A 22,494-nucleotide genomic window follows, 5' to 3' on the forward strand; every position below is an offset into this window, starting at 1 on the left:
CTATATCAAAGATATAGCTATAAAAAAATAGTAACATAAATAACTAAGGTATAAATTTACCTTGTCTTATGGAGGGGGTAATTTTGGGGCTAAGGGCTACCATGATCCTTGCGAATGCTAATTTTAACACCTTTGTGCTTATTAGCGTGTGGATGTGCTCTATGGCCAGCTGCAAGGTGGCAATGAATCTCATCGCCCCATTGAACCATGGAGGTATAGGCAACTACCCCTTTTATATCCTGCATCAGGATCTGATCGTCTATCCATGTTTTTCCACCGTCTAAACTTCTTGTCAGCACCAATGTAAGTCCAGGGGGGGGGCATCATTGGCGCCTTTAACTTGATAATGATATGAGGCGACCAAAACACCGTTTTTTAGCGCAAGTACACGTGGTTCCTTAGTTTGGTAGGCTCCATACCTAGTGCCTTCATAACGGGAATCTCCTTTAGAGATATCGGAAGGTGAAAAACGCATTCCTTTATAGGCTAAAGTGTCATTTATAATTTTTCCAGTTATATATTCTTTCCCGCTGTACTTCCTATCTAAGTTTTTAATATCTCCACCGGCCATTTGGGTATGGGAAAAATGTACAAAAACGGTATCCAAAAGTGAGGCAACAAACTCACCTTTGTTGTTTTTCGCAGTCACTTTAATCAGATTTGGGCCATACCAATCGGCTAGAAAAACATTTTCGTTGGAGGAGGAGAATTTACCTAGGTTGCTTTGGTTTAACAGTCGAGCTTCTCCTTGACCCTCTATCAATTCGTATTGATAGGTTAAGTTGTCAGGTGAACCATGGGCTTTAGCTTCCATTTGTACTTGGAATTTCTGTATTACCATATTATCAGGAAGTTTATGATCTGGGTGCGTTTTAAAAAAGTTACGTGGTTTTATTACTTTTTTATCCAATGATAATGTGGTAGCATTTGGATCTTCGATCCATTCTAAATTGAATTTTACCAATTGAATTTTTGCCCGATCCCCGTTAAAATCGTATTCAGCCAACATACCAATTGTTCCGTCAGGTAAAATGGCTAAGGAAGAATAGTCAAATTTCCCTTTGTACAATGCCTTTTGAACAGGCCAAGTCTCTCCGTCATCATAACTCAAGGCAATTACAGCTTTCCCTCTTTTATTGCCATCCAACCTGCCTGTAACGCCAACATGGATCAATACTCCGGGAATGTTGCTATTTTTAAATCGATATCGCAATAAGGGTGACATACTGCCAGTATCGATTAATTCTGGATGTGCTGATAATCTACTCCATGTTTTTCCTTCATTATAACTCTTGGATATCAGTCGATGACCTTTATCTCTAATGGAAGCCATGACCACTCCTTCTTCCAGTTCTACCATTTGAATTTCATTGCCCCCAGATTTTCCATGAACGGAGGCTGGCATGGATTTCCCGTGTTTCCAGCTATTTCCATGATCATCGGAGTACAGCGCGTAGTTGTTGGAAGTTTTCTTTCCATTTCGTAAACATGTTTCGGACATCGGGATGATAATTCGGTCTTTGAACTTCCCATGCTCTAGTCTAATACCTACTCCAGGGCCACTTATAGCGTGTAGGCTATGCTTGTTGGATTTTGCAATATGGGTAATTTCTTCAGGGGTGGACCAGCTTAGCCCTTCATCCTTACTTTTAACCATAAATACTTTTTCTATGGCATCACCTTCCAATCCTGGTTCCACTTGTTTTACCCCATGCGATCGGTTGCTGCTATGTCTTTTCTCAGGAAAATATATATAAGTTAAAATAATGGTGCCGTTTGCTGCTTGTACCAGCACAGGATTCATCACCACATTGTCACCTTCCGAAACGATAACTTTGGGTGAAGACCATGAATTTCCACTATCCGTACTTCGTTTGAGAACAATGTCGTTTTTTGCATGATCGTGGTTCAAGTCTTCACGACCTTCCATAATTGCAAGAGTAGTCCCCTTTTTGGTAACTAGGAGAGACGGGATTCTATAATTGTGATATCCCATATTATCAGTCTGTGGATCAAACACAGTGCTGACTTTGAAAAGTAGGGATTGTTTTGATGCTGAGCTTTGTTGTCCCCAAAGTGAGCCGTGGCCTAAATAGAGTAGGAGAATTAGTCCCCATAAAATAGTTTTTTTCATTATCAATTGTTTTAGTTACATAGTCATATGACTAGGTTTACGATGTGTGGCGTAATGATTGCAGTCAATAGCCCGTTTATACACATGGCCAACCCGGCATAGGCCCCCGGTAGTTTTCCTTCTTCCAATGCTCTTGCGGTGCCGATACCATGGGCAGCGGTTCCTAAAGCAGCTCCTATCGCATTTTTGTTCTTAATTCCTAAAGCGCGTAAAATTACAGGGCCGAATGCATTTCCAAAGATTCCTACTGCTATTACTATACCGGCGGATATGTAGGGTACACCGCCAATTATTTTAGTGATTTCCAAAGCTATTGGGGTGGTGACGGATTTAGGGGCAATTGACCTTATAATTGGTTCGGAAGCACCTAATGTAATAGCTATGGTACAAACCGAAATAACACTCATTATCCCTCCAATAACAACGGCAGATACAAATGGTATTATATTTTCTCTTATTTTATCGTATTTCTCATAAAATAGAACTCCTAGGGCTACGACCGTAGGCCCTAATAGAAATCCAAGATATTGCCCGCCAACATTATACGCCTCAAAATCAATTTTAAAAAGGACCAAAAAGCACATTATGAATACTACAGAAAGCAAGACCGGATTAAAGAGAACAAACTTCCATTTACCGCCGATTATCTGTGACAATTGAAATGCCGCTAGGGTAATGAAAATTCCAAAAAGTGGTTGTAGGTAGATCTCATTCATCCTTCCCAAATTTTTGTAATATGATACCAGTTATGTATAGTGTCAGTATAGTGCTTACAACTGTGCTGACAACAATTGCTAGCCAATGAATCTTTAGAATGTCATAAAAGGTCATAAGGCCTACCCCATAAGGCACGAAAAATAGTACCATATACTTTATAAACTGATCAGAAGCGGGTTTTACATCATTCAATTTTATCAATTTTAATTTTAGCGCTATGAATATTACTACCATTCCCACAATGTTTCCTGCAAAAGGAACATTACATAGGAACACTAATACTTCCCCGAGAACTAGGAATAAGAATATATATAAAACTCCCTTAAGCATTTTTATTTTTCCGAATCATTTTAGATGAATATCTGCCATATAGGAATAATATAGAATTGTATCATACGCTAGAGGTTGATTTTCATGATTATGTTAAATTTCGAACATTGCCGATCCTAGTTTCCATTTTTAACATAGTAGGTTGATCTCAAGCTATAACCCATCTTAATGTCATACATAATGCAATCTTACGTAAAGTATTTGAATTTTCCTAAAAATTTAAGATAGATGTAATTAGCAAGGTCATGTTATTAATGAGTTTCATTTTTGGCCTATAATAGCTTAAATATAAAAGCACCCTCCAGAATCTTTTTTGTAGATCTATTAAAATCATATACTTAACAGGTCTTTTTATGAGCATGGATACGGTTTAGCATATTAATAATTTAAACACCCCATTTATGTTGCTGTTTTATTTAAGTTTTGATGCTCCAGTAGAATTTACTGTAAAAGATTTAACAGTAAAAAAGTTCTTAAAATTTGGTTAAAAAATATTTTATGTTTAATATTGGCTTATGTAATACATAACAACTAGCTAAAATGAAACGAAAAATCAAATTTTTAAATGGGGTGCTCACTTTAGCGGCTATTTTGCTGTTCTCAGGGGTTCATGGGCAAGAGAAAACAATTACGGGGACTATCACGGATGATTCTGATCAACCTCTTCCAGGAGCCAACGTTTTGGTGAAGAATACTACCAATGGTGTGCAAAGTGATTTTGATGGTAATTTTTCCATCAGTGCAACATCGGCAGATGTTTTGGTCTTCAGTTATATCGGTTTTTCCAAAAAAGAAATTACGGTAGGGAGCCAATCCGTTATCAACATTACCCTTAAGGAAGATGCGTCCCAATTGGATGAGGTTGTGGTAGTGGGGTATGGGTCTCAATCTAGGGAAACACTAACTTCGTCTATATCGAAATTAGACACGAAAGTCTTGGAGAACGTACCGTTTGCTAATGCAACACAAGCTTTGCAAGGGTCCATTGCGGGAATTAGGGCCCAACAAACGTCTGGGCAACCAGGTGCAGGAACGCGAATTATTATTCGTGGTGGTACCTCTATCAATAACCCTGATGGTGCAGGACCATTATATATTATTGATGGTGTAATAAGGAGTAATATGGACGACCTTAACTCGGCTGACATAGCTTCGGTGCAGGTCCTAAAAGATGCTGCTGCAGCATCTATTTATGGATCTCGAGCTTCTAATGGGGTAATTATTGTTACTACCAAGACTGGTAAGGGGGAGCCTAAAATCAGCTACAATATGACCACGGGTATATCGCAGATCGGGAAGACCTATGATTTGGTTTCTGCAAGAGACTATATTTATTATGGGAGATTGGGCCTTGCAGCCACGGGAGAGAAACATCCCGAACGTCTTTCTAGGTTAGACTTGCCAGTAGGTGCAGGAATAGGAAACGATTTGACGAACAATACTAGTTTTACAACACAATACTTACAGCCTGGGGTTAATGATCATAAATTGAATGAAGGTTGGGAGAGTATGCCAGATCCATTAAACCCTAGCAAAACAATTATTTTTCAAGGTACTGATTGGCAGGAAAAATTATTTAAAACTGGTTTAACCTCCAATCATCATCTTTCCTTTTCAGGAAGCACAGAAGATGCGGAATATGATGTAAGTGTAGGGTATCTTAAAAGTGAAGGAGTGGCGCTCAGGACTGATTATGAGCGATATACTGCAAAAATGTATGGAGGTTTCAATATAAGGGATAACTTTAAGGTATGGGGTCGTGTTAACTACAGTACCGCAAATAATAATCAAGTTTTTAGTTCCAATCAGATTTTTCAACGCTCGTTAGGCTTGCCTCCAACGGCTAAGTTTGCTTTTGAGGATGGTACGTTAGCTCCAGGTCAAAATAGGGGTATAGGTAATCCTGTATATCACTTAGGTAGATTTGATAAGGAGCGCCGAGACTATAGATTGTCACTTTCTATCGGTGTGGATTATCAAATTTTTTCGGATTTAACATTCTCCCCGTTCTTTTCCTATTCTCAAGAGCAGGATTTGGATAATGCATTCCAGAAATCATATTTTAATTCGGCAACGTCATTTAATGACTCTAGAAATGCAAGTGCTGATTTTGAGCAGGATATAACTACACAGTTGGAAGGTGTTTTTACATATGCCAAAATTATAAAGAACGACCATTCTTTAAATGTGAAGGGCGGTTTTTCTAGGGTGAGTAGAGAGGCTTATATTTTAGGAGCCGATGGCAGGGGTGCGTCTTCTGATCTGATACCAACTTTGAACGCTTCTGCAGAACCTACAAACGTTACTAGTTCCTTTTCTTCTAGGAATATCATTGGATTTTTCGGGCGGGTTAATTATGACTATAAGAGAAAATACCTCTTAACGGCCAGTATCAGACATGATGGGGCATCTAATCTAGGAGCCGATTTCAAATGGGGAACTTTTCCAGGTATTTCTGCTGGATGGAACGTGCACAGGGAGGATTTTTGGGGAGATAATGCCAATGCTTTTAGTTCTTTGAAATTTAGGGCTAGTTACGGGATCACAGGTAATATAGGGGAACTTGAAGATTATAAGTACCAAGGAGTTTATGGGGTTGGAAGCAAGTATAATGGAAAAGCAGCGGTACTTAATAGCTCTCTTTCTAATGATGCACTTCAGTGGGAGCAAACTGAAGCTATTGGTGCAGGTTTCGACTTAGGTCTTTTTAACAATAGGGTAACTTTATTGTTCGATTATTACAATCGGGACACTCATAATTTGATAACCAGTTTTACTTTGCCAAAAGTGACGGGATTTTCAAGTATCCTGACCAATTTGGGCGATTTAAACAATGAAGGAGTGGAATTGGAGCTAAATGCCCGTATTATTGAAAACGATAATTTTGGGTGGGTCTCCGCGCTTAATCTATCACATAATAAAAATACTATATCCAAATTACCTGAAAACAGCAATGACAATAATAGGATTGGTGGTTATGAGGTGGCTGACCCAGTAAATGGGGGGACAAGATGGGTTGCTGGATTACAAGAGGGTCAGACAATGGGGCAACTTTATACTTATGAAGTTATGGGCGTTTATGCAACCACTGCGGAAGCTGAGGCAGGACCCATTGATGAATTGGTTGCTGGATCTGACAAACGTAAGCAAGGTGGTGACATCATTTTTAAGGATGTAAATAACGATGGTATTATCAATACCTTGGATAGGGTGTATGTTGGTAATGAATTTCCGGATTGGACCGGTGGGTTTGCCAATACGTTCAATTATAAAAACCTTAGTCTTACAGTACGTACCGATTTCTCTATTGGTCATACTATTGTGAATCAAATGCACGGTGTGTATTTAGGACAATGGCAAGGCGATATAGGCATAACGAAAGAAGTATTGAGGTCATGGGAAAATGAAGGAGACGTTACGGACATTCCCCGATACTACTGGGCGGATCAATTGGCACAAAATAATAACTTTAGGACTGGAGGAGGTCAAAGTCAGGCAATGAACTCAGATTTCTATGAAAAAGGGGACTATTTGGCCTTAAGGGAGATTACATTGAGTTATACTTTGCCAATCACGCCAGGAATTGCAAAACTGGGTATATCTAATCTTAGATTATATGCTACGGGAAGTAATTTGGGTTATATCACCAATTATAGGGGATTATTGCCTGAAGACGGTGGAATTGATAATGGTAGATATCCAAATCCACAAACCTTTTTATTAGGATTAAATGTATCATTATAATGGAGAACAGCAAAAACAAAAACATAAATATTATGAAAACATATAGAATAATAGCAATGTTGGTACTCCCATTTATTTTGGTGGCTACATCATGCGAAAAAGACCTGAACCTGACTCCTGAAAGTGTTATAGGTGCCAATTCTTATTGGAAAAATCAAGGAGATGTGGAGTCTTATGTGAACGGGATGTATGTAAGGTTCCGATCAGATGCCAATGATAATTTATTTTCATGGGGAGAAGCTCGATCAGAAGTTTTGAGCTACGGCTTACAAGCATCTGAGGGCAGGGAAAGATATTTTGAGAATACTTTAGATCAAGATGCTGCCGGACCGGATTGGAAGAATCTGTATACAGTAATTCACGATGCAAATTTAATATTGAAATATGCGCCAGCTATTGATTTTGATTCTGAAACCAAGAAAAATATTGCCTTAGCTCAAGCACATGCCATGAGAGCGTATTGTTATTTTATTATTGCTAAGGTATGGGGAGATGCTCCAGTGAATACAGAACCTACCGAGGGTTTTGATCCAGTGAACAGTTTTAAGGCACGTAATAATGTTACTGAGGTAATAAGCTTAGTTAAATCTGATATAGAAGCAGCGCTAGGGTTGTTTTCAAACAACACATTTTCTAACGGAAGATCTCAGTGGTCTAAACCTGCAGTAAATGCACTTAAGGGAGATGTCTATTTATGGACTGGAAAGCTAATGGGAGGTGGTACTTCTGATATCACAACGGCCTTGACGTCATTAGAAAGTGTTCGAACTGCTGATGTGGATTTACTTGCTAATTACGATGATATTTTTAGATATAACAATAAAGAGAACAAAGAAATTATTATGGCTATCCATTATGAGGATTTAGAATCTGGTAATAATTTTAATGATGGCATTTATATCCGTGGAGACCAAATTCCATCCAATGGCGACCCTGCTGCTAAAGCTTTATTGGGAGAAGGTGGTGGATTGAATAGGTGGGCGCCGTCAGAAGTGTTCAGGAATCAATGGACCGATGATGATACCCGTAAAAATGCAACTTATGTTTTAATGAACACAGAAAATCCTAATAGCCCAGGTGTTTATGATCAGTTTTATGCCTCTGCAGTGATAAAGTATAGAGGATTTGTGGATGCAGGGACCAGGAAATATATGGATGATATTGTCCTATACCGATATGCAGATGTACTTTTAATGATTGCTGAAGCCAAAAACGCCTTGAGCCAAGATCCAACAGCAGAAATGACCCTTATAAGACAAAGGGCTTATGGAGCAAACTATCCGGGTCATGAATTTGTCAGTGGAACACCAGAAGCCAATGATGCAGCGATTTTGCAAGAGCGTTTGTTCGAATTGTCTTTCGAGGGTAAAAGATGGTATGATTTATTAAGATTTGGTAAGGCCTTTGAATTGGTGCCAACTTTGGTAGGAGAGCCGGAACATAAAAAGCTATTCCCAATATCGCAAGAAACTATAAGTTTAAATGGGTTGATCGAACAAAATCCAGGCTATTAAGAGGTCTGTTTGAATAGTTGTGTTAGTTAGTTTGAAAGGGAAGGTGTAGTTGCCTTCCCTTTTTTTTAGTTTAATAATCCTTAAAAAGCACTTAATGCAATTCCATTTAAAAATATTGTGTATTATTAGTTATTTGTTAGCACCAATGCTCGGTGCACAATCGATAAATCCACCAAACATTGTAATTATTGTTGCTGATGATTTAGGGTATGGAGATGTGGGAAGTTATGGCCACAAGTTCATAAAAACACCTAATATCGACAAGTTGGCCGAAGAGGGCATAAAAATGACTGACTGTTATGCCTCATCCCCGATGTGTTCCCCATCTAGAGCGGGGTTGTTAACAGGAAGAGCACCTTACAGAACAGGTGTTTATGATTGGATTGCTCCTGATTCAACAATGTATCTCCCAAAAGAAGAAGTTACCATAGCATCCCTTTTGAAAACAAAAGGATATCAAACAGCAAGTATTGGTAAGTGGCATTTGAATGGAAAATTTAATGTTCCAGATCAACCACAACCAGACGATCATGGATTTGATTATTGGTTTGGTTGTCAATATAGCCTAAAACATCTTGATCCTGAAGGATTCTTTAGAAATGGAGAAGCTGTAACAACAAACGGCTATGCAGCTGATATTGTTGCAGATGAAGCAATAGATTGGTTGGAACAACATAGGGATCCAGGCTTACCATTTTTTCAGTATATTGGATTTCTAGAGCCTCATGAACCTATATTTTCTCCACTCAGTTTAACAGAAGAATATAAGGAGCACGGGAAGAAGGCTGAATATTATGCAAATGTTGCCAACTTAGATCAGGCCGTTGGACGAATAATTAAAAAACTGGATGAATTAAACTTATCAGAAAATACATTGGTATTTTTTACGTCAGACCATGGCCCGGCCCAATACACTCCAAACGGTTATTTTAATAAATCCCATGGTTCTGCGGGTCCATATAAAGGTTACAAACGCCATATGTTTGAAGGTGGCCTAAGAGTCCCAGGTATATTTAGGTGGAAGGGAACCATTGCTCCTAGACAAATCAATGAAACGCCTATTTCAAACACCGATCTTTTGCCTACACTCTCCAAGTTAGCAGAAATTAAATTACCTAAGAGTTTAGTACTTGATGGAACGGACATAGGTCCGATTTTTTATAATGAAAAGATTAATAGAAAGAAAGCTTTGCATTGGCACTTTTATGACCCCTGGGGAGGGCCGCAATCTTTACTAAGAGAAGGCGATTTTATTTTAGGCGCCCAGTGGAATGTAGGGGATTTTCATAAAAATGGAAGGTTCCAGCCAAAGGAGGTAGCGATCATAAAAAGTGCAAAACTCACAGATTTTAAATTATATAATATTAAAAATGACCTTCATCAGGAAAAAGATATTTCAGAAATGGAACCTAGAGTTTTTAAAAAATTAAAAAAAGCGTTGATTGCTTCGCACAAGGATGTGATGCTTGAAGCTCCTTATATTCATAACCAATAGTGATAAGTCTATGAAAATCTCAGTAATTAAATTAATAACCAATAGTGATAAGTCTATGAAAATCTCAGTAATTAAATTAATAACCTTTTCTGTATTTTCTTTGTTTTTGTTAGGGTGTAATTCATCAAAGAAATTAGAAATAAACAGACCGAATATTTTGTTGATCGTGTCAGAGGATAATGGTCCAGACCTCGGTTGCTACGGTGTTAAAGAGGTAAGCACGCCAAACCTGGATAATTTGGCGCGGGAAGGGGTGTTATTCGAGCGAGCTTTTGTTCCTTATAGTGTATGTAGTCCTTCCAGAGCGGTCATTTTTACTGGATTATATCCGCATCAAAACGGACAGATAGGCTTGGCGACACACAAGTTCACAATGTACAATAACATTAAAACCATACCGAAATATTTGAATGAGGCGGGGTATTCCACGGGTATCATCGGTAAGCTTCATGTAAACCCCGAAAAGGAATTTCCTTTTGATTTTAACGCAATTCCAGGGAGTAATTTCGGGAAGAAGGATCTTAAGAAATATGCAGAGGAAGCATCTAATTTCATTAAAGGTTCGGATAAGCCCTTCTTTCTAATGGTGAATTATCCCGATGCCCATTTCCCTTTGCAAAAACAAGTTGAAGGGATGCCCAAAAATCCTATGGATGGTGCCGATTTAGAGGGTTCATTGCCATTTGTAGGGGCTGATAGTGAACGCTTAAGGGAGTATACTGCTAATTATTATAACAGTATGAACAGACTGGATGAATCTGTAGGGATGCTGCTGAAAGAGCTTCAGGATTCAGGGAAAGCAGATAACACCATAATCATCTATTTGGGTGATCATGGAGCTCAATTCTCACGAGGGAAATGTAGTAACTATGAGGCGGGGTTACGTATACCCCTGATCATTAAAGATCCTACCGTAAAGGGAAAGGGTGTTCGACAAAACGAATTGGTAAATTCGATCGATCTGCTTCCTACCTTCTTGGATATAGCCAAAGTCCATTCCCCAAAAACTCTTCCAGGAAAGTCATTATTGCCTTTATTGGAAGGAGCTCATATGAAAAACTATAGGGAATATGTTTTCGCTGGGGGTAACGGCTCCACAAGTCTATTGTATTATCCGCGAAGAAGCGTTAGGGGTGATAGATATAAACTAATATTAAACATGCTGCATGGAAAGGAAAATCCACATTATGCCTTTTATGAAACACATGTAAATGGTCATTTTGATGCTGGGACAGAAGAGGCGGAAATTAATAATGCATCAACAGAGATAATTAATGCCTATAAAATATGGAAAAATCCACCAAAATATGAGTTGTACGATTTGCAAAACGACCCCTACGAATTCAATAACCTTTCAGAAGATATGGAGTATCAAGGTATTTTGGGCCGAATGATTGCTGCCTTGGAAACTTGGCAGGCCGAAACTAATGATCCCTTGGCCGATCCCATAAAATTCGCAAGATTTAATAAGGAAATTGATTCCATAAATAAACATTTTCCAAACCATTCTTATTCCAAGAATAAGGATTTTAAATGGGGTTATCCAGAATATTTCATTCCAAATTGAGATTAAAGTACCTGCTCCTTTAACAGTGTTGCTAGACCTTTTAAGCTTATCACACCTTCTTTAGCATTTTTTGCTGACGAAGGTGAAGGTCTGGAGGCTGTTATTTTTATAAAGCACTTTATTTTTAATGAAGGAGGAAGATTATAAGTGACAGTCCAATAATTATATTTGAAGACTCTGATTTAAGGCTATATTATTGATCGATATTTTTAAAATCCCGGCAGTTCTTACACCAGGGCTTATTTCTCCACCTGGGATAAAAATGGCATTATCCCAATACAATGCATTGGTTACAATTTGTGGGTTTTTAGGCAATGTTCCCAATTTAATCCAACTATCTTTTTCTGTATTATAAGACCACAAAATTCTTGAGAAGGTAGTGCTCCTTAAAAGTGAGATACTCTCATTTTCTAAGGTTTTTATTTTTTCTAGCAGAATTACTTTGTTACCATAATTGTTACTTTTTATCACTTCAATTTCTTGTTCCAATTCTTGTTTCTGGGCCAGAGGTTGATTTTCACCACCTGCACCTCCAAAAATTATTATGTTGGTCTTCTCTATTGGTAATACAGGGGCTGCAGCGATAAACCCATCTGGAAATAAAGGTGTGTTATTATTGGGAACGTCTTTCATTTGTGTCCACTTTCGGTTTATTATGTCAAACTCATATACATCGGACAACATTTTTGTGTTTGGATACTGCTCACGGTTAAAATAGACGCCGCTCATGACATATAAATGAATATTGGCACCTTTGTATTGGCCTGTTACAATAGCTTGGTTTCTGCCTGGACCAGGAAATCCTACCAAGGATTCCCATTTTTGATTTTCCGGTGTTAAGTTGAGATCTAAGGTAAAAATATGACTAGTAGCTTCTCCTCCTAAAGAGGTTTGCCCCCCAACTACATAAACTACATCATTTATTACGCAAGCGGACATATTACACAAGGGGATAGGGAGAAAGGGCATTTTCTTTAAACATACCTGCTTTGTAGACTTGTCCCATTGCAAAAGAAACACGCTATTGACTACATTCTTCCCGTTTTCCCCACCTATGCATAGGACACCTAATTTTGTTGTAACAGATGCTCCGTAGGCTAGCGGTTCAGGCAATTGTAGGATTAAATCAGCAGCCCATTTGTAGGTCACATCCCCTTTCGGCTTCTTGAGAACAAATATGGAGTTGTACCATTTTTTTTTTCCGCCCTCCCAAAGCTCTTTATTAGGGAAATTTGCTCCTCCTGCCACTAGCATGACACCATTGTGGATTCCAGTATAGCAGCCGTTAAGGCCTTTTTCAACGGGAATATTTGCTACTATATCGGCTATCATTGGCAATTGTTTTTTCCGGTGGGATTTATTTGTAGTTTGATTTATTATCTTATGTCCTGATATAATTAGTAGATTATTGCTTTTTGTCCTTAAAGATTAAACTGAATATATAACCGAAAATAAAACAGGAACCGACTCCTATCAGTGAGTACATCAGAAAATTTATAGGTGTATAAACACTAACATACCATAATAAAATAGCACTTAGCACTAAACCTATCATAGTTCCTGTAGAATTGGCACGCTTGGTAAGCATCCCCAATAAGAACATCCCTCCCAATCCTCCAGTAAACAATCCTAAAAACCTATAAAATTGGTCCCACAGGGATTTAATATTGGAGTTTGCCATCCATAAAGCCAACAAGACTCCGAATATCCCTATAAAAACTGTTGTTATTCTAGCGACCCTAAGAAGTTTTATATCCGGTATATTAGGGTTATAGCGTTTGTACAAATCGTTGCAAAAGGCTGTGGAAACTGAATTTAGACTGCTGCTGATACTGGACATTGCTGCAGAAAAGATCCCTGCAATCAATAATCCCGATACGCCCATTGGAAGTTCTTTTACAATGTACCATGGAAATAGAGAATCATTATTGGAAATGGCAGGAGAGAGTTTTTCAGGCATTTCGGAGTAAAAAATAAACAATAATGTTCCTATCCCGAAAAAAATGATTGTGGCCGGTAGCGTAAGAATGGCATTGGTGTAAAGTGTCTTTTGGGAGTCCTTTACATTACTGCTGGTCAAAAATCGTTGCACCACTGTTTGATCGGTTCCTTGGGTGACCATTGCAGAGGCCAAACCTCCTAAAAAGACTACCCAAAACGTGGATTCCGTAAAATTAAAGTCGAAATTTATTATATTGAACTTTTCCTTTTCAGAAGCATAGGTTATTATTTCGCTGATAGAAGAATCCGTATGCATAAGAATCCAGACTATTGCGACTATACTTCCGCCCATTAGTACAATAACTTGCAGCACATCCGTCCATATTACTGCTTCGATACCACCAAAAGTAGTATATAGAACACATAATAGTCCCATTAATAAGATACACGTTTCAACGGAGATGCCTGTAACTATCGAAATTGCCAATGAAGGCAACAAAAGCACAATTCCTATTCTTCCTAATTGAAAAATTATAAAAGAAATACTGCCAAATGCCCGGGCTAAATAATTGAATCTTTTCTCTAAATATTCGTATGCAGTTGAAATATGTAATTGATTAAAAAATGGTATAAAAATAAATGCTATAAGTGGGGTAATTGCAATAGCGGCTATATTTAGCATAAAGAAGGACCAGTCCGTTGTGAAAGATTTCGCCGGTATGGCCATAAAAGTTATTGCACTCAATAGGGTTCCAAAGACACTTAATCCGGATGCCCACCATGGAATTCTACCGCCACCTGAAAAATAATCATCCGTTGACTTCTGTTTTCGCGCGAAAAATACGCCTATGAATAGGGAAATCAACAGGTATAGAATTAACACAACATAATTAAGGAAACCAAAAACATGGGTCGCCTCTGCGTCTTGAAATTTAAATACGTTTGGAGTTCTGATTCCGGGGGAAACTTCACCTGAAACGAGTAAAAAACTGTCCTCAAGCTTAATGCCTAATGTGGTGACAGGTAATTTAATGTCCAAGGAATCAAATACAAACCATTTACTAGTCATCGCGTTATAAGCAAGGACCTCACTACTGAAACCTGGGTGATTTAAGAGTATTTCATTTTTTATTTCGGTTAAATGTTGTGCGATACTATCATTTTTTGCCATCTTAATTTCTATAGCCAGCGATTCCAATTGCTTGAACAATACCTCATCTGATCCGCCGTATACAAGAATATGCATTGATCCAGATGGCTCTGCCGAGGCACCCATGATTACTTTCTTGGAGCCATTAAGCATTATTTCGCCTTCATTTTTCCATTCTTGCTTTGCTAGGTCGTAGGAAAGAAAATTGGTAAAATGGGTTGAAACCTGATCTTTTTTCTGATTTCTTCCCCCAATGACGAAAATACTTTTGGATTTAGAGGTTTCTTGGACCGCCATGGAATGTACGGCGCGTGGTTCTCCTGGGAAGTCGTTTAGTTTTTCCCAATGATCTTTATTCTCTAAGTGTATTCGATAAAAGGAATTAGAGCTAGACTTTTCGTTCATTCCCCCAGCAACATAAACAAATCCTTCGGCCAATACTGCATTAGTGTAGGCCAAAGGTTCGGGCAAATTTGGAAAGTGTTCCAATTCAATTTCTTTCTTTGATGGATTAAAAGAAATAAGTATAACTTGGTCACTCACTAGCTCCTTATTATTACCTCCAATGAGCAATACACCCTTTGTGGTGGAAACTGAGGCGCCATATGCCAGGGGTCTGGGCAGGGTTTTCTGAGAGAGGGTCCATTTTCCATTCTCTAACCAATATATAGAATCGTACCATTCTTTTTGCCCGCCTTTCCATGGCATTCCGTTAGGAAAGTTTGCCCCGCCTGCTGCTATCACAATATTATTCTGTACACCTCCCATCATACCAGCGTATCCCAAGGAAACTTCTGAATTACCCATAGAGGGTAGGTCCGACTCATAGGAAACTTTGATGTTGTTGGAGTTCTGTGAGAACATGAAAGGGTAAAAGAGCAGAAAGGCTACTAAGGAGAGTATGAATTTATAAATTTTCATATATAATATTTAATGATATTTTTTACTTACAAGACTATAGTTTAAATGTTATGTAAGACATATGTATTTTTATTTTGAACTGTTCATAGCCAACCCAGTAAAGTTAGTATGGTTTTTGAACTTTATTGCAACCATTGGAAAATTCATAAGCACTATTTTATATTATGAATACGCTCAATTTGCTCCAAACTTTTCCAACATTGATACATCGCCCTAGGTACGTGAAAACATCCCTTCCATTTACCGCCTTTAAGGCTGTTCAATGGTTTTCCTTGTCTATTTAGATATCCAAACCACTCTCCATTCTCAGGGTCGGAGAAATTGCTCCAAGCATATTCGTGTACCTTTTGGAACCATTGCCACGTTTCTTCATTCTGGGTATGTTCGTAGGCTTTTGACAGTGCAACTAAGGTTTCTAAATGTACCCACCATAACTTTTGGTCCCATTCCAGTTGTTGCATGGGTTTGTTCATGGCGTCCATAAAATAAAAAATGCCTCCATATTCTTTGTCCCAGCTGTATTCTAAAATATTAATGATAATCTGCGTTGCTTTTTTTATGAGAACATTATCATTATTTCTGACTCCTATATCGATCATAAACCACATGGCTTCAATTCCATGGCCGGGATTTAATAATCTTCCATTAAAGCTATCTTCAAGCTTACCGTCCGGTGTTACAAATTCATATATAATACCAGAATCTTTTTGGCAAAACACCTCCATCACCTCATTTACACTAAAATTGATGGTTTTTTCCACTTCCTCTGCATCCAACACATCTTCAAGTTCCAAAACTAAATTAGATAGTATCATGGGAAGGGCAAAGCCTTTTAGTGGGCGGGTATCTGTATTTTTCTCATAACCGCCCTTTGGGTTATCCTTTTTTCTTAGAATATTGTAATACGTTTTTTTTGCTAGGGATTTTATTTCTTCATCTCCCGTGGCCGTTGCATATTGACTGAAAGCCATTGCAGCAAAACAGTCGGAAAAAATATTATAGGGTTGTACTAGAGGCTTACCTGACTTGGTAACGGCAAAATAGAAATTCCCGTCCTTGTCCATCCCATGATTTCTAATAAAATCTATTCCCAATTTTGAGATTTCTAACCATTTACTGTTTTTTTCCACCTTGTTATAGAGCATGGAGTACGTCCAAGCTTGTCTGCCTTGTAACCAAATAAATTTATCCGTATCATAAATGCTACCTTTAAGGTCCAAGCAAGTAAAATAACCGCCATTTTCATTGTCTAGGGAATGCTTTTCCCAAAAAGGGAGTATATCATTGAAAAGCGTATTTTTATAGATTTCCGAATATTTCATAATAAAAAATATATGTTATACATAATGCTAATTTAGAGGTTTTTTATTATATTAGTGAACATTTTTACGTAAAAATGATCTACTTTAAAATTCATTGTTAAATAACGGATAACAATATTACTTTTGTTGTTTGGTTAATTTAGTCCATAATTGAATATTTGCATTAAGCTTATGAAAACACGCACAAAAATTGAGCCCATTGAAACATCGTCATTGGTAGATAAGGTAGAGGTCCGATTGCTGGAGTATATTAAACAAAACAAGCTTAAAGCTGGAGATCCAATACCGAAAGAGCTTGATTTTGCACAATCCTTAGGGGTAAGTAGGACTGTGATTAGGGAAGCAATATTGAGATTAAGAACTTTTGGTATTATTGAATCTAAAAAGCATAGGGGAATGATTCTTACGAACCCTGATATTATGAACAATTTTCAGCGTATGTTAGATCCTACCCTTCTGGCGTCCGATACCCTCAAGAATTTATTTGAATTTCGCCTAATTATGGAAATGGGAATGGCCGACTTTCTTTTTGAACACAAAACGGCTAAAGATATGTTGGAATTGGAAGAAATTGTGGTATTGGAAGAAGAGACCCATTTCAATAAAGCGGTCTTCTCGTTGGACAAGGAAATTGCATTCCATGGTAAACTCTATGAAATGTCAAACAATGATACTTTAAAGAAATTTCAGGATCTTCTTCTTCCTGTTTTTGAATTTGTTTATATGAATCATTCGGACTTATTGTCAAAGGAATATGAATATTCCAGTGGACAGTTTGTTACACATCGAATGTTGTTGGATAATTTAAAGGTGGGTACGCCAGAGACTTTCAGGACAGCTATGAGAAGACACCTTGAACCACATTTTGATAGAATATTTAGAAAATAATTTAATTCTTTATACCGATTGAACTAACCAATCAATAATTTTGCGAATAATAATTTCTGCTCTCTGCTTCTTGTAATTTCTAGGGTCATCACCAAAAATTCCAAAAAGCACATTATCTGGGTCACGTCTATGGTCCCCTTTACTATTTCCGTTAGGATCATTTGAAGGGAAAATTTCTTTCGAAGGTAAATTTTGCAATTTCACTAACTCTGGATGTATTTCTGCTAAAACTGAAGTCTCAAAAATTGCACCATGGTCGGCTTCCATCTCTACGGTTGGACAATCGCTAATGGAGAATATGGACAAATCTAAAGATTTCCGAATAATTAGCCAGTCTTGTTTTAAGGTGTCTAATGCTTGTAATTGTTTTAAAGAAAAGTGGCCTGTAAAAATGACAACCTTTTGTACGCCGCTCGCTTCCAAACGGACCAAGGTAGTTTTTATTATTTTTAAGAATACGAGTTCTTCTTCTATAAGTATTGTATATGGGTGATGCCATATACTCCCGGACATGCCGTAATAGAAAGGAGGCATGACAAGTCCCCCGCTTTTATGTGCCACTTGTAAGCATATCCCATGAGAAGTTAAGCTATCTAGTCCAATAGGTAAATGTAATCCATGCCATTCAATAGCTCCCAATGGAATGAATACCAATGATTTTTGGTGTATAGCCTTGTCAATTTCCAAGGGATTCAACCTTTCAATTTGTAAATGTTTTAGAGAATTGGTTGCCATATATTTTTTAATTGTAAAATTCGTGTTTCCACCTATAAGGTCTTAACATTTCAACAAGTTCACTATCAAATTTTTTTCCGTCAGAAATGGCCAGATTAAGGTCCACCTCGCGTTTGTTGCGCATACCTGGAATAACCACTGCCACTTCTTTTGGATATAAGGAATACCTTAAGGCCGCTTCGGCCAGTGTGGGGTAATATGGATTGCATAGTTTCTTTAAGTCTTCTACCCTTTGTAAAGTTTCCTTAAATCTATTGTCTCTATACATTAAACGTCGCTTGTCGTTTTTGTCCCATTCCATAATTGTATTATCAGTCCAAGTACCTGTCAATGCACCGGAATCCAATGGTACTCTTGTGATGATGGCTGTTCCTGTTTTTGAACTTTCAGGAAATAATAAGTCAGCGGGTTCTTGTTCAAACATATTGAACAAGACTTGTATGCTGTCTACTAATCCTTTTTTCGCCAATTCCAAACCCTGCTCAGGCCTAATATCGGCTAGTGATACCCCAATCTTATCTATTTTGCCTTCTTTTTTAAGGGTAGTTAGCGTATTGAGCCATTCAAGATTTGTAATTCCATCCTCAAACCATAGGTGAAGTTGTATCAAATCTAGCCGTTCTGTTCCTAACCTTTTTAAGCTTCCTTCTATAATTTCTCGGATATACCAACTTGGATAGCAATCTTTAATAGAAGGATTATTATCTAGGTTTAAGGATTTACTTTTATCCATTATTGGGGTGATCTTGGTAGCCACATATATCTTCCCTGAACTCCATTTATCGAGTGCTTTTCCTATAACTTTTTCACTATGGCCATTTCCGTAGGCAAAGGCCGTGTCTACAAAATTCACCCCATTTTCAAAGGCATACAAAAGAGTCTCTATGGAATTTTTGTCGTCCACTTTTCCCCAGGTGCCTCCCAATTGCCAACCACCGAAGCCTATTTCACTTACCTTCCAACCCGACCTTCCAAATGTTCTATACTCCATACGCTTATTAAAAATTAAACAAATTGACTTTTAAATTTTTTTATCCTTGGCTAATTCTATTGCTAAATTCTTGGCATACTCTACATGAGCTGCTTTATTCTCTTGTGCTTTCTCAGCGTAGTAAATGAATCCCATGGCCTTTCTGGAACGTTCGCTTTGGTTGCCGTCGGCCCTATGGATAGTCAATGAATGATGGACAAGTAAATCGCCAGCCTGTGTTGGGAAAAAAACTTCATTTTCTAGGTCATTTGTGCAACCAAAATCCGTTATTCCCTGTGAAAATCCTAAGGTGCCCGTTCTGCCATGACTACGGATGCCATATCTATGAGACCCTTTTACATATCTAACACAGCCGTTTTCCTGGTCTACCGGTTCCAATGCCATCCACATTGTAACAGCTTCATTTGGGGAGAGCATAAAATAATAGCCGTCTTGATGAGGAGGGGTAGGTTGTCCAATCTTTGCTGGCTTATTGAAATACTGTATATTTTTGCCCACAACATTGTCGTCCAAAAGGATGGATGCCAATTTTTGAAAGCGACTGCCAAACATCATATCAAAAAAGAAAGGGTCATATGCAAACAGCTGCTGTAATTGCTTAAGGGTATCTTTATTAGTAATATCCTCATAATACACTTGCTTGGTGGGCATATCTTGGACCTTGGTAGCAATAAATTCTTGGATTTTTTTATTGACCATGTCAATTTCATCTTGCTGAAGGAATTTGGGGAATAGAATATATCCGTCCCTTAAGAAATCTTGTCTTAGTTTGTTACAAAAGACTTTATCATTTAAATCATCCATACGTTTCATAAAGTTGTGATTAAAATTATACGTACAAAATTGGGTAGATTAAGAGCATTATACTACAACAATATGATAGGATACTGCTACTATATTAACTTAAGTGGCGTGAGTATTAGTTTTTTTGTGTTATTTTTGTGGTACTATGAAGCCATTATATCAAAAGATAGAAATTCATAAGGAACGCCTTTTTGTTATTAAAAATAATAAGGTTCCAAAATTTGATGGCCTCTTTCATTTCCATCCCGAATTCGAGCTTACCTACATACATCAGGGAAGCGGGCGAAGCTTTGTTGGTGATCGGATGGTTACATTTAGTCGCGGAGATCTCTTCTTTTTAGGACCTAACCTTCCTCATTCATGGGAAAGTACATATTCAGTTCGCCAACCTTCCCAATCTTTGGTGATACAATTGAACAGTGCTTTGTGGAAAGGAGAATGGTTGGAAGGAGAAGAGCTTAGCGAGTTGAAGCTGCTTTTTAAAAAATCCTTGCGAGGTCTTAAATTTATAGGCAATAACAATTTTGCTATTGCTGAGAAGATGTTTCAAATTTCAAAGGGTTCTAAACCCATGCAAAACGTCATAGATATTTTATCCATTTTTGAGTCATTGGGGAGAAGTCAATCTTATGAATATATTGCTAGCCCTGCTTATTTGCCGGGCTACAGGGAAAATGATTACGTGAAAATCAATTTGATCTATAACTTCGTTCATTTAAATTTTAATAGAGAGATTTCATTGACTGAGGTAGCTAGCCTTGTAAATATGACTAATCAGGGATTTTGTAGGTATTTCAAGAAAATTACAAGACGGACGTTTTTTGTATATTTAAACGAGTACCGTACGGGCTGTGCTTGTAAGCTTTTGAGTGAAGGTCAGTTTAATATCACCGAAGTAGGTTTTAGAAGTGGTTTTCAGAGTATTTCCAACTTTAATAAACAATTTAAAGTGGTGGTCGGCTGCAGTCCTCGAGAGTATATAAAACAACTAGGATAAAAAAAAACTGGCCTTGTAGTGGTTGATAGCCATCTTACAAGTCCAGTTTGTAATTGTTTAATTCTATTCAAATATGGTATTTAAGATTTTGCTTTCCGTTTTGAAGAAGGTTTTTTCCATTTATCCTCACCTTCAGTTAGCCATTTTAAAGAGAAACTTATAAAAGGATTCTCCTTATAACCATCTTTTTCAAAAAACAATCCGATGTCCCCATTCTCTAAAACGGTCAAAGAGGAATAGGCTGAACCACCAGTGTAGATAGTTTTACCTTCAGACCAAGTTTTACCTTCATCATAGCTTATACGAACTGTCATATTTTCTCTTCCTTTTGCCATCTTTGCATTCGAAAAGAGTAATCTATTTTTTTTAAACCCTTGCTCAATGGAGGTGTACCTTATTATGCTGCCATTACAACCAGGATCTATTAGTCCTGGTTCTGGGGAAGAAGTCCATGTTTTTCCTTCGTCGCTAGAAATATGAGTATAACGCATACCACTTTTATTAACCCTAGAATTGATCATCCAGCGTCCATCGACTAATTCTACTACTTTAGATTCATTGGCAGGTTGTATAGGGGTGTCAATTAAATACCAAGATTTTCCATGGTCATCACTTGCAAAGAGGTGTAGGCCACTATTGAGATTTACCATAGTATGCAATAATTTCCCAGACTTGGTCTGAATTCCACGCCCAGACGTTATGAATTTAAAATCAGTTCGCCAATCCACTTTAGCTATCTGATCTGTAATGTCTTGCGGTTTACTCCAGGTTTTTCCATTGTCCGAGCTTTTTACGACATGAAAGTAATAGATATCACGCTCTTTATCCAAATCCATATAATTGTAAAACATAAATATCTCTTTGGTCGTCTCATCAACAATCATTGAGGGATCGGATACCGATTGCCCAAATGGTAAATCCACTACTGTTTCTATTGGTGTCCATGTGTTACCATTATCACTACTTCTTCTTATTACGATATTGATATCCTTGCTCCATTTAAGATCGCCACAGGAAGGCACTCTTTCATCTATGGCCGCAATGACATCTCCATTAGGGGCGGTTACAATTGCTGGTATTCTGTAACAGGCTACCCCTTCCGCCATGGATGAATTGAATAAGTCTTGATGCACCTTAACGCCTTCGGCAATTTGATGTGCCTTGTTTTGGGCCAATGCGAAAGACCCGGTAATTAAAAATAGTCCAATAATAGCTTTTTTCATGTTTTATAATTTAATTGCTTA

General features: G+C 37.8%; 17 protein-coding genes. 6 read left to right on the plus strand and 11 right to left on the minus strand.

Annotation, left to right across the window (positions count from 1 at the left end; genetic code table 11):
• Positions 1 to 89: 89 nt before the first annotated feature.
• Genes G466_RS23840 through G466_RS0108990 form a run of 4 tightly spaced genes read right to left on the minus strand, consistent with a single transcriptional unit; the run spans position 90 to position 3,181 of the window.
• Positions 90 to 299 carry a hypothetical protein gene (locus tag G466_RS23840; RefSeq protein WP_157373845.1) on the minus strand — a complete coding sequence of 70 codons (210 nt, stop codon included), beginning with the start codon at positions 297 to 299 and terminating at the stop codon, positions 90 to 92.
• On the minus strand, positions 293 to 2,134 hold the full coding sequence (locus tag G466_RS0108980; RefSeq protein WP_026813357.1) for a sialidase family protein: 1,842 nt from the start codon (positions 2,132 to 2,134) through the stop codon (positions 293 to 295). The genes G466_RS23840 and G466_RS0108980 overlap by 7 nt, the downstream gene beginning before the upstream one ends.
• A gap of 23 nt (positions 2,135 to 2,157) precedes the next feature.
• Positions 2,158 to 2,850 carry an LrgB family protein gene (locus G466_RS0108985; RefSeq protein WP_026813358.1) on the minus strand — a complete coding sequence of 231 codons (693 nt, stop codon included), beginning with the start codon at positions 2,848 to 2,850 and terminating at the stop codon, positions 2,158 to 2,160.
• Positions 2,843 to 3,181 carry a CidA/LrgA family protein gene (locus G466_RS0108990; protein ID WP_026813359.1) on the minus strand — a complete coding sequence of 113 codons (339 nt, stop codon included), beginning with the start codon at positions 3,179 to 3,181 and terminating at the stop codon, positions 2,843 to 2,845. The genes G466_RS0108985 and G466_RS0108990 overlap by 8 nt, the downstream gene beginning before the upstream one ends.
• A 540-nt stretch (positions 3,182 to 3,721) precedes the next feature.
• On the opposite strand from G466_RS0108990, the gene G466_RS0109000 reads away from it, so the two are divergent.
• The 4 genes from G466_RS0109000 to G466_RS0109015 all read left to right on the plus strand — a co-directional run bounded on the left by G466_RS0109000 (position 3,722) and on the right by G466_RS0109015 (position 11,501).
• Positions 3,722 to 6,925, plus strand: coding sequence for a SusC/RagA family TonB-linked outer membrane protein (locus tag G466_RS0109000; protein WP_026813360.1), 3,204 nt, complete (start codon positions 3,722 to 3,724; stop codon positions 6,923 to 6,925).
• A gap of 32 nt (positions 6,926 to 6,957) precedes the next feature.
• A complete protein-coding gene (locus G466_RS0109005) occupies positions 6,958 to 8,439 on the plus strand; it encodes a RagB/SusD family nutrient uptake outer membrane protein (protein WP_084418790.1) in 1,482 nt (493 codons plus the stop codon).
• Positions 8,440 to 8,533: 94 nt separating this feature from the next.
• Complete coding sequence (locus tag G466_RS0109010) at positions 8,534 to 9,934, plus strand: sulfatase-like hydrolase/transferase (RefSeq protein ID WP_034235119.1); 1,401 nt, start codon at positions 8,534 to 8,536, stop codon at positions 9,932 to 9,934.
• 10 nt (positions 9,935 to 9,944) lie between these two features.
• Positions 9,945 to 11,501: a sulfatase family protein gene (locus tag G466_RS0109015; protein ID WP_026813363.1), complete on the plus strand. Its 1,557-nt coding sequence runs from the start codon at positions 9,945 to 9,947 to the stop codon at positions 11,499 to 11,501.
• A 162-nt stretch (positions 11,502 to 11,663) separates the two neighbouring features.
• Here the strand turns inward: G466_RS0109015 and G466_RS0109020 are convergent, their stop codons facing one another.
• From G466_RS0109020 to G466_RS0109030, 3 genes are all read right to left on the minus strand, one after another.
• Positions 11,664 to 12,899, minus strand: coding sequence for a hypothetical protein (locus G466_RS0109020; protein ID WP_449371705.1), 1,236 nt, complete (start codon positions 12,897 to 12,899; stop codon positions 11,664 to 11,666).
• Positions 12,900 to 12,906: 7 nt separating this feature from the next.
• A complete protein-coding gene (locus G466_RS0109025; RefSeq protein ID WP_026813365.1) occupies positions 12,907 to 15,513 on the minus strand; it encodes a sodium:solute symporter family transporter in 2,607 nt (868 codons plus the stop codon).
• 152 nt (positions 15,514 to 15,665) lie between these two features.
• Positions 15,666 to 16,835, minus strand: coding sequence for an AGE family epimerase/isomerase (locus G466_RS0109030; RefSeq protein ID WP_026813366.1), 1,170 nt, complete (start codon positions 16,833 to 16,835; stop codon positions 15,666 to 15,668).
• Between the two features lie 171 nt (positions 16,836 to 17,006).
• Between G466_RS0109030 and G466_RS0109035 the strand changes: the two genes are divergently transcribed.
• The gene (locus G466_RS0109035; RefSeq protein ID WP_026813367.1) at positions 17,007 to 17,723 is read left to right on the plus strand and encodes a FadR/GntR family transcriptional regulator; all 717 of its coding nucleotides are present in this window, start codon (positions 17,007 to 17,009) and stop codon (positions 17,721 to 17,723) included.
• A 9-nt stretch (positions 17,724 to 17,732) separates the two neighbouring features.
• On the opposite strand, the gene G466_RS21700 is transcribed toward G466_RS0109035, so the two are convergent.
• From G466_RS21700 to G466_RS0109050, 3 genes are read right to left on the minus strand one after another with little or no spacing between them, the layout of a single operon-like run.
• A complete protein-coding gene (locus tag G466_RS21700) occupies positions 17,733 to 18,458 on the minus strand; it encodes a creatininase family protein (protein WP_051315584.1) in 726 nt (241 codons plus the stop codon).
• Positions 18,459 to 18,465: 7 nt separating this feature from the next.
• Positions 18,466 to 19,449: an aldo/keto reductase gene (locus G466_RS0109045; RefSeq protein WP_026813368.1), complete on the minus strand. Its 984-nt coding sequence runs from the start codon at positions 19,447 to 19,449 to the stop codon at positions 18,466 to 18,468.
• A gap of 30 nt (positions 19,450 to 19,479) precedes the next feature.
• Complete coding sequence (locus G466_RS0109050) at positions 19,480 to 20,262, minus strand: phytanoyl-CoA dioxygenase family protein (protein WP_026813369.1); 783 nt, start codon at positions 20,260 to 20,262, stop codon at positions 19,480 to 19,482.
• A 136-nt stretch (positions 20,263 to 20,398) separates the two neighbouring features.
• On the opposite strand from G466_RS0109050, the gene G466_RS0109055 reads away from it, so the two are divergent.
• Complete coding sequence (locus tag G466_RS0109055; protein WP_026813370.1) at positions 20,399 to 21,250, plus strand: AraC family transcriptional regulator; 852 nt, start codon at positions 20,399 to 20,401, stop codon at positions 21,248 to 21,250.
• An 80-nt stretch (positions 21,251 to 21,330) separates the two neighbouring features.
• Here the strand turns inward: G466_RS0109055 and G466_RS0109060 are convergent, their stop codons facing one another.
• Entirely contained in the window at positions 21,331 to 22,473 is a 1,143-nt protein-coding gene (locus tag G466_RS0109060; RefSeq protein ID WP_026813371.1) for a sialidase family protein, read from the minus strand.
• Between the last annotated feature and the right edge of the window lie 21 nt (positions 22,474 to 22,494).

This window comes from Arenibacter certesii DSM 19833, from assembly GCF_000429545.1.
GTDB classification, from domain to species: domain Bacteria; phylum Bacteroidota; class Bacteroidia; order Flavobacteriales; family Flavobacteriaceae; genus Arenibacter; species Arenibacter certesii.